The 15,743-nt window shown below is 42.6% G+C and carries 9 protein-coding genes; 6 read left to right on the top strand and 3 right to left on the bottom strand.

Features of this window, described 5'->3' with window-relative positions; translation table 11 throughout:
- Positions 1 to 12: 12 nt before the first annotated feature.
- The 6 genes from C4S61_RS16595 to C4S61_RS16570 all read left to right on the top strand — a co-directional run bounded on the left by C4S61_RS16595 (position 13) and on the right by C4S61_RS16570 (position 14,470).
- Positions 13 to 5,532: a gliding motility-associated C-terminal domain-containing protein gene (locus tag C4S61_RS16595; protein WP_103925925.1), complete on the top strand. Its 5,520-nt coding sequence runs from the start codon at positions 13 to 15 to the stop codon at positions 5,530 to 5,532.
- A gap of 7 nt (positions 5,533 to 5,539) precedes the next feature.
- A complete protein-coding gene (yaaA, locus tag C4S61_RS16590; protein ID WP_103925924.1) occupies positions 5,540 to 6,292 on the top strand; it encodes a peroxide stress protein YaaA in 753 nt (250 codons plus the stop codon).
- A gap of 226 nt (positions 6,293 to 6,518) precedes the next feature.
- Positions 6,519 to 9,908 carry a gliding motility-associated C-terminal domain-containing protein gene (locus C4S61_RS16585; protein WP_146064427.1) on the top strand — a complete coding sequence of 1,130 codons (3,390 nt, stop codon included), beginning with the start codon at positions 6,519 to 6,521 and terminating at the stop codon, positions 9,906 to 9,908.
- Positions 9,909 to 10,053: 145 nt separating this feature from the next.
- Complete coding sequence (locus C4S61_RS16580; protein ID WP_103925922.1) at positions 10,054 to 12,738, top strand: hypothetical protein; 2,685 nt, start codon at positions 10,054 to 10,056, stop codon at positions 12,736 to 12,738.
- 118 nt (positions 12,739 to 12,856) lie between these two features.
- Entirely contained in the window at positions 12,857 to 14,083 is a 1,227-nt protein-coding gene (locus tag C4S61_RS16575) for an MFS transporter (RefSeq protein ID WP_103925921.1), read from the top strand.
- Positions 14,084 to 14,275: 192 nt separating this feature from the next.
- A complete protein-coding gene (locus tag C4S61_RS16570) occupies positions 14,276 to 14,470 on the top strand; it encodes an apiosidase-like domain-containing protein (protein WP_103925920.1) in 195 nt (64 codons plus the stop codon).
- On the opposite strand, the gene C4S61_RS21690 is transcribed toward C4S61_RS16570, so the two are convergent.
- From C4S61_RS21690 to C4S61_RS16560, 3 genes are all read right to left on the bottom strand, one after another.
- Positions 14,463 to 14,864, bottom strand: coding sequence for a hypothetical protein (locus C4S61_RS21690; protein ID WP_146064426.1), 402 nt, complete (start codon positions 14,862 to 14,864; stop codon positions 14,463 to 14,465). The genes C4S61_RS16570 and C4S61_RS21690 overlap by 8 nt on opposite strands.
- Positions 14,865 to 15,083: 219 nt before the next feature.
- The gene (locus C4S61_RS16565; protein ID WP_103925919.1) at positions 15,084 to 15,320 is read right to left on the bottom strand and encodes a DUF903 domain-containing protein; all 237 of its coding nucleotides are present in this window, start codon (positions 15,318 to 15,320) and stop codon (positions 15,084 to 15,086) included.
- A 277-nt stretch (positions 15,321 to 15,597) separates the two neighbouring features.
- Positions 15,598 to 15,743 (bottom strand): transposase (locus C4S61_RS16560; RefSeq protein WP_146064425.1); only part of this gene is annotated, 146 nt, incomplete at its 5' end.

The following is a 15,743-nucleotide window of genomic DNA, read 5'->3' as shown; positions in this document are numbered from 1 at the left end:
AGTCCGAAAAATATGAAAAGCAGCCCTATTTCCATAAGGTTCATTTTAATTTTTACAAGCATCATTTCCCTGATTATTTTCGGAATCAGCGGTTTGGGGTACTCCCAAGGTTTTAATGATAACGAGTGGATCTTCGGCAATTGCGGCAGCGGCACCCCAAACAGTTATTTGTCTTTTGGAAAAGGTGGAACTGCCACTGTTCAAACCCTACCCGGCTCAGTCATTATTGGAGAAAATAATAATGCAATAGCCGTTGATCCAATAACGGGTCAGCCCCTTTTTACTACAAATGGGGTTTTGGTGTACGACAATAGCTCCAATCCCATTCAAGGAAGTGCCCCGGGTCTCAATGGTGATATAGATGGAAGGCAAAAAGTAGCCACCGGATTTTTGGAATACGATCCTGACGGAAATAAGCTATTCTACATTTTTTATATCTCACCAGCAGGACAGCTCCTATACTCAGTAGTAGACATGAATGCTGCCGGTCAGGCCACCGGAAACGAACGTCCATTGGGAGAGGTGACGTTAAAAGATCAGGTGATCGGTCCTGCCTCAGGAGCACTTTTAGTTGTAAAAACACCCTCATCGCCTTCCTATCTTATCAGCTTTACAGGAGGAAATTTAATTTCCAGAAGAATAGAGGATACGCAAGGAAATTTCAGCCAAACCGATTCAGAAGGAATTCCATTTACTCCAAAAGCCATCATTTTTGATGAAACAAACAGTCGGTTGATTGTCATCTCCGAAGATGACGGAGACGATATTTTGGTTATTCCTTTTGACACCAGTTCAGGGAATTTTGGTACTCCGGAACCAATTTCAGGCTCTGGTGGGCCTGATGATATTGGAGGGGCAGACTTTTCTCCTGATGGCTCCTTCATTTTTTTTTCACGGGGAAATCAACTTTTCAGAGTCCCAACATCCGATTTGAGCGCCACACCGGAAGAAATCCCCTTGACAGCCGGATTGAATCAAGTTTATGATATCAAGTCCGGCCCCGATGGACAGTTGTATTACATCTACGAGGAAGTGCCGGGCGGACCACAGCTGATAGGACGAGTCATTAACCCAAACGAACCTGACCTTTCCTTGATCACTTTGGAAGAAGACCCATTTATGGGAACAGACTTTTGCGGAACAATTTTCCCTGTTTTTGCACCGAATGCAGATATCAATCCCTCCATTGATTTCACTTGGGATCCTGAAGCACCATGCTCCAACAATCCTGTGCAATTAACAAGTGTCATCACTCCAGAAAATTATCAGCCGGTTTCTTTTAACTGGGAATTCACTCCTCCATTGACTGATTCTGATGGCAATCCGCTTCCGGCAGACTTTAATCAGGAGCATTTTTTAGTTCCACAGGATGCTGCACAGGGTACAAGCATTGAAGTAACACTGACCGTTGAGTTTGAGGATGGAAGTACCTTGGATGTCAATAAAACCATTCCGCTTACTGAAAATAACCTTGAGGCAAACTTTACCCCCTCCGACACAACACTTTGTTTAAGCTGTATTGACTTGGAGCCGCTCCTGCAGGCGCAAGCCGCACAGGGTGAGCAAGACGGTGAAGCACCGGATACAGGGGGAGCCAATTACGAATATTTCTGGTCTAATAAACGGGATCTAGGGTGGATTAGCAAAGAACCTAACGAGGTATGCCTGCCCGGATTGTATTGGGTATTGGTGAGAGAACCTGAGAGTGAATGCTATGCTTATGCAGAGATCCGCGTAAAAATCTGGGACCTTCCGGACCAATCCAATAACATTTGGTATTTTGGAGACGGTGCAGGACTGAACTTCAACCCGGATCCAACTGATGAAAATGCTCCTGTCCCAAGACCGATCGACCAACGACATCCTCAAAACATCCCTGCCGGTACTACCACTATTTCCGATCAAGCCGGGGAGGTTTTATTCTTCACCGACGGAAATTCTGTTTGGGATCTGAATGGAGATCTGATGGAAAACGGGGAGGATATCGGAGGAGATAATTCCTCCAGTCAATCTGTAATCGCCGTTGCAGTACCCACTCAACAAACGCTTTATTACCTTTTTACCACACAGGCCACAGCAAATGGGACAAATACGGTCAGCTATTCGCTGGTAGATATCAAAGCAGGAAATCAGACTGGCGTCGGGAATGTGACTACGAAAGACAATTTTCTTTTTAGCCCATCCACTGAACACTCAGCAGCCATTTCAGGTGGTGATACGACTTGGGTCATGTTCCATGAATTGGGGAATAATACTTTCAGGGCCTATCCTGTATCAAGTGAGGGTATTGGACAACCTGTCCTGAGCTCAGTGGGTAGTAACCATGGATTCAACTCCGGAGTAGGAGCCATGAAATTCAGCCCTGATGGAACGAAGCTAGCAGTTACTATTTCGGAAGGAGGCTGTAATAAAGTTGAAATTTTTGAATTTGACCAACAAACCGGGGAATTATCAGAATATGCACGAATTGATCTGGGTTGTGAGGGAGATGTGTACGGGCTTGAATTTTCACAAGATTCTGACCGCGTTTTAGTCTCCTATCGAAATGGGGGACCGGGCATAGAAGAATTCATCATTAAGGCAGTCGAAAATGATGATCCGGACGCTACAGATTGTCCATCCTGTTTTTCCTCCGCAACTACAAGAGCCCAGCGTCAGGCCTGCATCATTTCAACCAAAAATCAGGTAGGTGGAACGGCAAACCTGAACCTTGGGGCCTTGCAAATTGCATCAGACGGTCAGATTTACGTTGCTGTAGTCGGGGACAATCGAATTGGCCAGGTGCAAGTTGGAACTGGTTGCACAGCGTCAAGTACCTTCAACCAAAATGCAGTGGAACCGATGCCGGGACCCTCGAATCTTGGATTACCCTCCTTTGTACAAAATTCCGGGAGCTCAATTCCAGAGCCGTCACTGGCTTTCCCTCCAAGACTTTGTTTAGACCCGGAATTAGGTGCAAGTGCACTACTCGAAGGGGGCGGAGAGCCTGATATTGACTCTTATTTCTGGACAATCACCCATGAAGATGGCACCGTTATCCGGGACAATTTTGGTGGACCGGGAGAAGAATTTCAAACCTTGGATCAAATCTTCACCACACCGGGTATCTATACCATCGAACTCCGGGTGGATCGCTGCGGTGACCCTGAATACTTCCGGGCGGATGGCGAAATCGAAGTGGTGGCCCCTCCTACTTTAACTCTAGAGGATGATGTAACCCTGTGTGCAGGAAATCCCGTCACGCTCACCGCTATTGATGGATACGATCCGACAGAGGGATTGTATGATTTCCAATGGACTAATGCAGCCGGTGTTATTTTTGGTGATGAGAACTCAAATTCAATCACCGTAGAAGAAGAAAGTATCTACACCGTTCAGGTAAGCTACCGACTTCCAGCTGGCCTCAGTGAAGATGAGGCTGAGTTTTTTGAGACTTGCCCTGCTACAGCAGAAGTTTTTGTGGGACCAGCTTTCGAATTCGACCTAACACAAACCGCAACTGAAGTTTGCTATGAGGAAACAACCGTAACCTTTGCTCCAAACACGCCAATCACAGGAGAATGGTTTTACGAGCTGAATCAAGATGGAAATCGGGTGAGTCTGGGAGAACTATTCGAGCTGGAGTTATTTATTAACACTTTACCCGGTCCAGGCCAATATGAGATTTACTTTGTCACCCAAGACCCAATTTTGGACGGTTGTACCATAGAGAAAAAGCTGAATTTATTGGTCAATGAATTACCGCTTTTGGTAGCAGTTCAAACCACTCCTGCTCCTGACTGTGCCACTGCTGACGGAGCTTTTGAAATAACCATGCAATCCAATGCATCAGAAGTCAGAATTACTGAACTAAATCTAACATTTTCAAATGTGAGCGCTGGCGATGTCATCCCTGTAGCAGACGTATTGCCGGGATTGTATACGATTGAGGCAGAAAACAGTACCGGATGCTTTTATTCGGCTTCTGTTACTGTCGAGAACCTAAATCCTCCATCCTTGCTCGAATTCACTGTGACAACTTCAGATGAAACTTGCAGTGCAAATGGGGTAAATCCGGGCTTAATCTCTATTTCCTTTATTTCAGGAGTAGCACAACTTGGCGAATACAGAATTGTACGCCAAGGTGACGGACAGGAATTCAGGGGGGCGCTACCAAACCAAGCAAGTTTTGAGGTAGAAGTACCCAATGGAGACTATTCAGTTGAAATTCTCGATCAATTTGGTTGTTCGATTCCTGACGCTAAAGTCTATCCCATTGCACAAAAATTCGAAGTGGTCTTTTCAGTACCCACAACTGTAACTGCCTGTGAAAGCTTTACCTTCACTCCTGCCGGACCGGATCCTTTGACTTATTCAGGCATCAGTTCATCGGGTGCCGTCATTCCTGCAGACGCATCGGGCGCAATCACCTTTACTCAAACTGGAACCTATACTATTCGTGGAGAGGACCCTGCAGGAGAAGATTGCCCCCGTGAAATAGAAATGAATGTGACAATCACCCAACCACTTGATTTCGATCTCGCTGGGCCGATTGTAGATTGCCAAACAGGCATCCGGTATGAAGCAATTTTAACTAATGCAAATCCTGCAGATGTCATTTTTCTATGGAAAGATGATCTGGGTGTAATCGTGGGAAGGCAACAAACTTTTGTTCCAAGTCGGAATGGGAATTACACATTGGAAGTTCAGCCAGCTGCAGGAGGTCTCTGTCCTACCAATGAAATCCCATTCACCGCTGAAATTCTTTCTGAATCCGTGAGTGTAGCATTGGATGTGGTTCCTTTCTGCCTTGGGCAGACAAGCACTAACGTCACTGTAGTGGCAGATTTAACTCAAGTTGCAGAAATTGAATGGTATAGAGTTGTAGGAGGCACACGAACTCGCATTTTTGGGTTTGATGATTTGCCAGTAATTGAGGTTGATCAAGAAGGCACCTATGAAGTACTTCTTCGAAGTCAGTTTGGATGCGAACTTGGCAGAGCAAACGGCGTGGTGGCCAAATCAACCATCATTCCTCCTGTGGTTCCTCTGGAAATAATTACCATATGCGCTATCGAAGGAGTCACCACTAGCATTGATCCGGGAGATTACGACAATTACAGCTGGATTCTAAATGGTGAGGAGGTCTCCCAAGAAGGCATTTTTACACCAACTCTACCCGGGAATTATGAACTGCGTGTTTCTGACAATTTAGGATGTGAATATGTAGCCACTTTCGTGGTAAATGAAGACTGCAGATTGAGAATCGTTTACCCAAATGCAGTGGTATTAAATGACCCAAATCGGGGTTTTATCCTTTATGCTAACGAATTCATTGATGATGTGGAAGTATTTATATTCAACCGATGGGGTGAACTTATATTTTTCTGTCAACATGAAAATCTTGAGCCTAGGCAGCCTTTTTGCCCTTGGGACGGGGTCGTCAATGGAAATTTTGTCCCCAATGGAACATATGCTGTCGTGGTGAAGTTTACCTCCCGAGAACAGGGAATTACTCAATCCGAAACCAAAGCCATTACGATTATCCAATAGTACAAGTATGCTGATTCTTATTTCTCCTGCCAAAACACTCGACTACTCCACTCCCAATTTCAAAGAATTCACACACCCTGACTTCAGCTCAGACATAAAAACACTCGTCAGTGTCATGAAAAAGAAGTCAGCAAAGGAAATTTCAGAACTCATGCATGTGAGTGATAACTTGGCAGCATTGAATGAGGAGCGCTACAAAACTTTTCAAAGAGAATTTAATACGGAAAATTCCAAACAAGCCCTTTTGGCATTCAAAGGCGATGTTTATACCAAAATCGATGTGGACACCTATTCCAAAGAAGATTTTGAATTTGCCCAAGGGCATCTACGGATTATTTCCGGGCTCTATGGGCTTTTGAAGCCATTGGATTTGATTCAACCTTACCGGCTGGAAATGGGGACCCGGCTGGAAACGAAAAAAGGGAAAAACCTCTATGAATATTGGGGTACTAAAATAGCGAGAGCCATTTCCGAGGCTTCTAACGGAAGACCAATTGTAAACCTCGCTTCTCAGGAATATTTCAAAGCTGTGGACCTTAAGGCATTGAAAAACGAGGTGATCACTATCCATTTCAAAGAATTTAAGAACAACCAATATCAAACTATCGGATTCTTCGCAAAGCAAGCAAGAGGACTGATGACCAATTTTGCGATTAAGAACAGAATTAGTTCCCCGGAAGATCTAAAGGGATTCAATCTCGAAGGGTATGAGTTTTCTTCCCTGAAAAGTGGAAATGAAGATTGGGTATTTGTCAGGTAGAGTATATAAGTTTAGTTAACAGCAGGCTACCCATTTTTTTAGAAATTTTTTTGAAGGAAGTAAATGATGTACTTTAGTAAATTGATTGTCAGAACGATTTCTACTAAAAAGAAAATTGAATTCTCCTGTTTTAAAGTCTTCCTTATTAGCCAGTATCCTGGTTTTGGTGCTTGCATTTGCAAGTGGAGCCATCAGGTTACTTGGGGAGGAATTTTTTTTTTCGAAATTGGCTCAAACGGAATTCAATACCCCATCTATCACCGGCCCCGATAGACTCTGCATCCAATTTGGAAGTGTAATTGGCGAGTTTTCTGGAGGTGGAGATCCAACCTTGGATGTTTATGAGTGGAAAATTTTCAATACATCCGGTCAGGAGGTTTTTAATAGAAAAGGTGGGTTCGAAACCATATCCTACACATTTGAACAATCAGGTTCCTATCAAATTGAATTGATTGTGAGTAGGGCATCCATCCCTTTTCCAAAGCAAACTAAAAATATATTTGTTCAGCCTGCTCCGGAGGTGGTATTGAAGTCCAGTTATCAACTTTGCGGAGCTGACCCATTAACAATCAGCGCTGTAAGTCCTAGCAGTCCTAACCTTCCTCTTTTTGAATTTGAATGGAAAGATTCTGATGGTAAAGTAATAGGGACAAATAACACCATCGTCATTACTTCATCAGGAAATTATACAGTCGATTTTTTTATCCCCTCAAAAGATGGATTACAGGATTGCTATAGGTCACTTAGTTCAACTATAATAGACTCTTCAATTTTTGAAATTAATTCTAATGGTGATATCGTTTGTCCAAATCAAGGTTTGTTGTTTTCAACTGAACCTAATATCTCTGGAAATTGGTATACTCAAAAAGAAGGAGAAACAAATTTAAATTTTATAAATACCGGAAGTTCGGTGAATATTGATCCAGGCGCATTGTTGAGTTCTACCGGGAATTACGATGTGATTTTTGAAGTAGTAAATCCAGATGTTCCAGGGTGTGTCATCAAAAAGTCCAAAAGAATCACTTACTCCCCATTGCCAGATTTTGAAATTCTTGACCCAATCGGCTCAAGTGGATGTAATGTTGCTGATGGAACTCTACGAGTGCGAGCTTTAACTGCTATAGATTATATTTTTGTTGAGGAGACAAAATTTTCTACACCTTCACTGGCAGCCGGAGAAATTTATGAAATCCAAAACCTTGAGTCTGGTGCTTATAACTTAACCAGTGCTTTGGGGCCATGTGTGAATTCCTATGCGGCTGTGGTACCAATAGAAATTACTCCCCCCCAATTAATCTATGATTTGATTGATTTTAAAGGGGAAACTTGTACCGACACCGGGAAAGAATTAGGCAGTTTTACCATTAAGTTAGAGAATGGGCCTTCTGATGGATACTTCCGAGTCCTAACTGAAAAAGGAGAAACAGCCACTTCGGGTAGTTTTCTTAACCAAAGCCAAATACCTGTCACAATTCCAGGAGGAAAATTTGTCTTTGAATTGCTGGATTTAGATAGTTGCACTGCGCCGAGAAAAGAATATTTTGAAATTCCTGGGAAAAATCAGGTTCAGTTTTCAATTCCTTCGGAATTATCTATCTGCCAATCATTTGACCTAGTACCAACTACCAGTGAAAATTTAGAGTTTACCCTGATAGCTCCAGACGGGACACAGGAGGTAAAGCCTGCTGGCGAACCTCTTGTTATTAACCAAGCGGGAAAACATAAAATCATAGGTAAACCTTTAACAGCAAGCGACTTGTGTCCTACTTCAAAGGAATTTAATGTTGTTTTGGTAGATCCGGTTGAATTCGAACCTATACTTGTTCGGGAGGATTGCTTTGGAAACAGAACCTATGAAGCGGAAATTTTTGGTCGAGATCCTGAAAATCTACTTTTCACATGGTATAATGAAAAAGATGAAATTGTCAGTGAAGGAATTCAACTAATTCCAATTTCAACTGGACTCTTTAAACTTGATGTGCAATCAAAAAACAGTGAAGCATGTCCTATCCCTCCAAAGGAATTTATCATTCAAGAACCAGTCCTTGAGGTTGAAGTTAGCTTGTCATCAACTAAATTATGTGAACTCAAGCCTTCCGCAACCATTTCATTTGAAACTACCTTTGAGGAAGAGGTTACAGATATTTATTGGCGGAGGTTTGAGGAGTCAGGAGAGATCACCCTTTTGCTTGAATTTAAAGATTCAACACAAATAACAGTAGATGTCCCCGGAATATATGAAGCTTCAGCTTTTAGTTTTATACCAGAAATAGGCAAAGTAGGACCAACAGGTATCGGCTGCGAATTAGGTAGAAATTCGATTGAAGTGGATGTCACTCCAAATCGGGTTACTTTTCAGATTCCTGAAACACTTTCCATCTGTGAGACTTATGAATTCTCGCCCGAAACAAATCAAGATCTTGATTTTACAGTTACATATCCAGATGGAGAGATTGTAACCAAAGCTTCAACTGAAACATTTATACTTAATCAAGAGGGGATTTATACTTTTTTTGGATTTAATCCAGACCCCACATCAGTTCTTTGTCCTGACGAGCAAACTATGGAAGTCACCCTAAATCAGGCTGTTGAATTCTCTCCCAAACTCCAAGACCTCAGCTGTACCGGTATTTATGAATTCAGTGCAGAAATAGGAAATTATACAGTTTCAGAGGTAGATATATTTTGGCGTGACCAAAGCGGAAATCTCATTGGAAGTGATCAGAATTTAATTCTTTCTACCTATGGAACTTTCACTTTAGAAGTTCAACCCAAAGGATCAATCCCCTGTCAAATCGAGCCCATCAGCTTTGAGGCTCCAGTTCCTGTATTGAGTTTAGTTACTGAAATAATTGCTGAGACACTTTGCCCAGATCAACCTGACGCAGCATTAAAAGTCGATGCGGATCTGTCAGAAGTATCCTCTATCGAATGGTGGTATACCGATATAAACAACAATCGAACTAGAATACCGACCGAACCTAATCAAGATGAAATTCTTGCTGCCAAAGAGGGAACTTACGAAGTATTGATTTTCAACCAATTTGACTGTTTGTTGGGCAGAGATCAAGTCCTTATTTTAAGAAGTACCGATTCTGTTAGACCCATTGTGGAAGAAAGCTATCAAATTTGTCCACGGTACGAAATCGGTCCACAAATTAATCCCGGTAACTTTGCTAACTATGAATGGTATTTTGAAACCAACTTGGTAAGTAATTCCCCGACTTATAAACCAAATCAACTTGGCCAATACAAATTGGTTGTTTTCAGCACCGAAGGTTGTGCCTATGAAACTTCGTTTTTTACAGAAGAAGAGTGTGAATTGAGGGTTGTTTTTCCGAATGCCATCCAACCGGGGAATCCGGACAAACCTTTCCTGATTTACACCAATTACCTTATCGATGAATTGGAGATTTGGATTTTCAGCAAATGGGGCGAAGTAATATTTCACTGCAAACAAACATCCTTGATTTCCGAAGAGTCCACTTGCCTTTGGGATGGGTATTTCAACGGGCAGAAAATACCTCCTGGATCTTATGCCTACCGGATGAATTTCAGAAATAATGAAAAGAATTTAACTAAAGAACAATTAGGATCAATTTTGTTCATTAACTAGCATGCTTTCCTAAGCGACATCAACTGGAACATTTTTTGAGCTGTTGGTACGAATCTCAATTTCTGAGAGCATTTGCTTTGTAAAACACTTCAAAAACACCTCTAGATTGTTGGCTAAGACTCAATTTCCAAAAAGGAAGATTGGGATGTTGTTTATTTGGGCAATTCAATTTCTACCTCTTCTCGTTACTGGAAGCCCCTATTCTACACGATACGCCCGGAATATCCCCATCGCATACCCAACTAGGGCTGAAGCAAAATTGGTCGGCCCGGAAAACCTGTGTTTAGTTTTCGGAAGTGTATTAGGTGTCTATAGTGCAGGAGGAGATCCGGGAGATGTGTATAGTTGGGAAGTAAGCAATTCGTCTGGTGAGATAATTTTTTCCAGAAGTGGAGGGGAGCAATTGGAAACTATTCAGGTTGTATTTCCTGCGGTTGGCAGGTACTCGGTTAGTCTTAGCATCCGCCGGGGAACCAATTCTAATTTCTATCAAAAAGTATTACCGGTGAGCGTAGAGATGGGACCTGAATTATCCCTGCTTTCAGATTACTTGTTGTGCTCAGGACAGCCAACACTCCTCACTGCATTGAATCCAGCAAATCAAGACATTTCTGAGTTCACTATTGTTTGGAAAGATATTGAGGAAAATACCATCGGAACAGGAAATGAATTACTTGCCTACTCCGCAGGGTTTTACCTGGTTGAACTTTTTAAAACAGATGCCTCTGGTAATCGCTCCTGTGTGATTAAGGGTTCCACCTTTGTTGGACCACCAATCGACTTTGAAATTGTCGCTTCTTCGACAAGTGTTTGCGAAGGTGAATCAGTAAACTTCAAGTTAGACACCCCCTTTTCGGGAGACTGGTTTATCCAAAAAGATTTCACCGGATCAAAAACCAAAATTAATTCCGGGTTTGAAACCAATATTGAGACAGTTGATCTCTCAGGCCCCGGACTCTATCTAGTCACATTTCAAACGGCCACACCCGAGTACCCTGACTGTATTTCGGAGAAAATCATCGGATTTGAAGTTCTTGAGGCACCTAAGTTAACTATAAGTATTCTTGACCAACCCGATGAATGTACTGGCCAAAATGGTTCTTTTGCCGTAAAGGCGGACTCAAACGTTGATGCATTATATATTCAGGAAATCAACGTAATAGAAGGAGCACTCTCTGCCGGAGAGGAAAGAATTTTCAGCAACCTCATTCCTCAGGTGTATTCTGTGGTTGTAGAAAGAAACGGTTGCCAAATCACCCAATTGGTGAAATTAGACGCAGTGAATCCACCAACACTACCGAGTCCGATTGTGACTGTACAGAATGAATCATGCGGTTCTGAAGGTGTAAGTGGAGGAACAGTCTCCATTGATTTTGAGAGATCCATAAGTGCAGGAGAATATCGGGTTCTCGAGATCGGCAGAGGGGAAATAGGAATCGGACAAATCCCTTCTAATGGCCAAGCCTCATTCACGCTGACTGGAGGCTCCTATCTCTTAGAGATAAAGGAAGGAGGGTGTACCTATCCAATTCAAGAAATTGTCATAGGGAATTCTTCTCAAGTTGAATTCACCGTACCAACAGCACTAAATATCTGTGAAACGTTCACATTAATCCCAGATACCGGGCAAAATTTATCTTTCACACTCACCTATCCGGATGGAAGCACTGAAACGGTCAGTTCAGGTAATGGATTTACACTAACTGAACCCGGTACTTACTCCATTCTAGGGATCGGCCAAAATGCAAACGCTTCGCTATGCCCCAAAAAAATTGAATTTACCGCTACATTATCCTCGTCGATTTCTTTCTCACCCTTTTTAGCTGTAGAAAAATGCTTCGATCCCATAAAATACGGAATTGACCTCCAAGGGATTGCAATCGAAGATGCAAGTATCAGGTGGCTGAATGATGAGGGCGACATTGTAGGAAGAGGAAGGGAATTTTTCCCAACGGGACTTGGAAACTTCTCATTGTTGGTGCAACCCTTACAAAGTGGTTTTTGTCCGGTATCCCCTGTTGAATTTGAAGTGGTAGCTCCTATCACAGAAGTTCCAATGGACTTGGAAGCAACTAAAATTTGCCCAAATCCTAACTTTGCCCGCGTCACATTGAGTACCAATGAAGAAGAGGTAACAGAGACGGAATGGATATTTTATGGTGAAAATGATCAAAGGCAAGAACTCACAGCAAACTACGGCCTTTTTGAAATCGAAGTAACTGTCCCAGGTACCTATGAGGCTGTAGCCTACAACAGACTGGGTTGTGAAATCGGGAGAAACTTTATTTTGGTAGAAGAAAGTGAACTGCTCACTTTACCCATGCTCGATGAGAAATATGGAGTCTGTTCCGAAGGTAAAAAAGGCCCCATATTGGACCCTGGAGAATTTGCTGGGTACTTTTGGTATTTTGGCGAGGAATTAGTCTCCACCGATCCGCTGTTTTCTCCCGGGGAAATCGGAGAATATCAACTTAAAGTGGTTACTGAAGATGGGTGTGAATTCTTCACTTCATTCCGAACTTTTGATGCTTGCAGCTTTCAGTATGTTTTCCCAAATGCAATGATTTTGGGCGACCCCGAAAGAAATTTTGAAGTGATCGTATCAGAGGGAATTACATCTGTTGAGTTATTTATCCTGACTAGACAAGGAAGCTTAATCCACTTTGACAAGACCGACGAGATTGTATTTGGTGAGCCCATTCTCTTGTGGGATGGAACAATTTCAGGGACTTCAATTCCTACCGGAACTTACGTGGTTGTGATGATTGGCAAAAACCCACTTTACCAATTTGAAAAGAAAATAGTTGGATCTCTTTTGGTTCTGCAATAGTATCTGATTCCATTCGAGGAATAATTTTCGGTACGGGAAAGCAAAATCCTTTTTTTTTTCTATTTTGAACCGTTTCAAGAAAAAGTTTAATCCAACCCAAAAACCAAAGCACGAATCTATGACTCAAACCATCAACAAAAGTGCTCTTTTCAACGCAAGTTGTTTGGCACTAATCACCACCGCCTTCTCGTTTTCAATACGAGCTGGAATTTTGCCTCAATTAGGCGAATCCTTTGGCCTCACAGCTGAACAGCTAGGCTTTATCAATTCCATGTGGTTTCTCGGATTCCCGATTTCTATGATTCTGGGAGGACTATTCTACCATATCGTAGGTCCTGCCAATATTATGAGGATTGCTTTTGTTACCCATACTTTGGGTATTTTACTCACGATTTATGCCGATGGATACACCACACTTTTGATCTCAACTCTATTTATCGGTTTCGGGAATGGCTGTACGGAAGCGGCATGTAATCCACTGATTGCCGATATGTACTCAGGTACCACGCTCAATAAGATGCTAAACAGATTCCACATGTGGTTCCCAGGCGGAATTGTACTGGGTAGTTTAGTTTCTAAATTCATGACCGATGGTGGATTTGCTTGGCAATCACAAGTATGGGTAATGATGATCCCTACAGTTGCTTATGCCATTCTTTTCTTTGGCAAAGTATTCCCTAAGCCAAAAGTAGAGGGAGTTACCTCTGTAAGTTCAAACTTCAAGGCCATGCTTAGTCCTGTGTTCATCTTCCTATTCATCTGTATGGCATTGACCGCGATTTCTGAATTCGGTCCTCAGCAGTGGGTAGGTTTGATCATGGGATCCAGTGGAGCCAGTCCAATGTTGATTTTAGCCCTTACTACCGGAGTGATGGCTGTTGGAAGATTCTTTGCAGGTCCCGTTGTTAAGGCTTTAGGCCAAACCGGTGTATTACTTGGCGGAGCAATATTCGCTTCTATTGGTATTTTCTTATTCAGTACGGTCACAGGTCCAATGGCTTATGTTGCCGCGGTAATATTTGCCATCGGAGTCTGCTATTTCTGGCCCGTTATGGTCGGCGCAGTAGCGCAGCGAGTACCGCTTTCCGGTGCATTGGGGATGTCGATTATTGGAGGGGTTGGAATGTTTTCTACGGCGATTTTCCAACCTATCATTGGAGGTTGGATTGATGCATCCAGAGCAAGTCAAAGTGCCGCAGGACTTGCTGGCGATGCACTTGAGTTGGCAGCCGGCCAGGAAACGCTTCAAAAAATGCTCCTTTTCCCCGGTCTTCTAATTGTCTTATTTATTATTTTCTTTGTCTGGCAAAAAGGCTCCAAACCAGCCGTTGCAACCGCACATTAATCAAATCCAAAGCAGCCTTCGGGCTGCTTTTTTTTGCCCGCTTTATGAAAAAGTAAACAACCGTTTTCTTTTCACTCCTTTCTACTTTCTAGTCAATAGTTTAAGAAATCTGAGGCCCAATTCGAGTTCATTCCGAAAATAAATACCTGATGGCAATGGAAAGGAAGCCTTTTTTTGGATGGCCGACACCGCATGGAACGCTACCATCGATTGGACGAAAATCAGACGAATCATTACCTGGATACAAGAAAAGCAAAAGGCTTCGCTGTAGTGCAAACGGTAATTTTACCCGAATTGGATGGAATTTCCACTCCAAAGGGCAAGAGTGGAACTCCATTTATAAATCTGGAAAAACGGGACACTGCCCCAATCAGCCAACTTAGCTGAAAATCGCCCAAGATCGCAGTCTATCTCCCAAAAGACCACGTACCGAAGGGGAACCTATATACAAGGAACATCCCAAATGCTTCAATGCCAAAGAATGGGGTGCAGTGAAGCCGCAGACATTCGACGAATCATGTATTGGAATGTTTTTGCAGGTGCGGCAAGGCAAACTTAGGACTGCCATGCAGCTTGGCAGCTGGATGACTTGAATAAAACTCCGGAAAATGCTCCATTGAAGCCCTGGCATAAATCCCTTGACTTGGAGTTCGCTAATCAAGTGTAGTACCTTACAAATCTGATCCTTAGCCAACCCTACTTTGATCGAATCCTGACTAGGGATTACTTGCCATTGATTAATCCAGACGATATAAGCTACATCGTTGCAAGCAGGGATCAAGCAGGAGGTTTGGTGCTTTCTTACAGGAAAGAGCTACTCCATTAATTTAGAAAATGGCAAAGGATATTTCTTCAAGGTATCTTGGATAGATCCCCGAACCGGGGTGAAATTCCCGGGAAATAACGGAAATCAAGTTGCAAAGGGATCAATCTATCCATAACTCCACCAAGTTCGGGAAGAGGGAATGACTGGACTTTGATTTTAAACTCCTTGGATTAGTTAATTTCCACAAGTGTAACTGACGTATTCCGAAGCTGTAATGGACCATAATTTTCCATCTTCATCCCGATACGTGATGGTACCGGTCCCTTCCAAAATCTCAATATCATCCTGAGTTGTGATTGTCCCTCCATCTGTTAATTGAATGGTACAAGGACCCTTCACCCGCTTGACATCGGTCAGTTCTTCGCATGATGCGAGCAGAATAAAAAACAGAACAATGAAAATGTATCTCATTAGAGTAAGCTTGGTCTAATTTAGGCTAAAAATAGGTTTGGAAAAATTCCCTTTCCAAAATGATTTACTAAAAAAAAGAGGCTGTCTCAAAATTTCATATTAAAATTTGAATAGCCGAATTTACGCAATGGAGGCCGATTTTCAGTTTTTGGTCTCCATTTTTTTTGACTTTCAGTCAGCGTAAAGTTTAGTGATTTTTCGGCTGATTTTTAGCGGATTGGGATTATTGGGGGGAGAAAAATGTCCGCTAAGGCTGAAAAAGTAGAGCGAGGAGGTTTTACCCGGCCTTTTTGGCCAGGTTGTGAGCGATGGCTAACAGGCCTGTTTCTATTTCGACCTTTTCTTTGCCTCTGAGCAGGAACCTGCCCATTCTTTTGTTGTATTTGAGATGGCCGAAGACGGGCTCTACGTCGGTAGCCCGCT

Origin of the sequence: Algoriphagus boritolerans DSM 17298 = JCM 18970, assembly GCF_900108085.1 — a bacterium.
GTDB classification, from domain to species: domain Bacteria; phylum Bacteroidota; class Bacteroidia; order Cytophagales; family Cyclobacteriaceae; genus Algoriphagus; species Algoriphagus boritolerans.
Note: the sequence above shows the minus strand (reverse complement) of the source record. Positions and strands in the feature narration are given on the sequence as shown.

What these genes read in the sequence shown, in the direction of transcription:
- C4S61_RS16580 (WP_103925922.1), top strand. Translation starts at nt 10,054, where the DNA reads ATGTTGTTTATTTGGGCAATTCAATTTCTACCTCTTCTCGTTACTGGA.
- C4S61_RS16595 (WP_103925925.1), top strand. Translation starts at nt 13, where the DNA reads ATGAAAAGCAGCCCTATTTCCATAAGGTTCATTTTAATTTTTACAAGC.
- yaaA (WP_103925924.1), top strand. Translation starts at nt 5,540, where the DNA reads ATGCTGATTCTTATTTCTCCTGCCAAAACACTCGACTACTCCACTCCC.
- C4S61_RS16575 (WP_103925921.1), top strand. Translation starts at nt 12,857, where the DNA reads ATGACTCAAACCATCAACAAAAGTGCTCTTTTCAACGCAAGTTGTTTG.
- C4S61_RS16565 (WP_103925919.1), bottom strand. Translation starts at nt 15,320, where the DNA reads ATGAGATACATTTTCATTGTTCTGTTTTTTATTCTGCTCGCATCATGC.
- C4S61_RS16570 (WP_103925920.1), top strand. Translation starts at nt 14,276, where the DNA reads ATGGAACGCTACCATCGATTGGACGAAAATCAGACGAATCATTACCTG.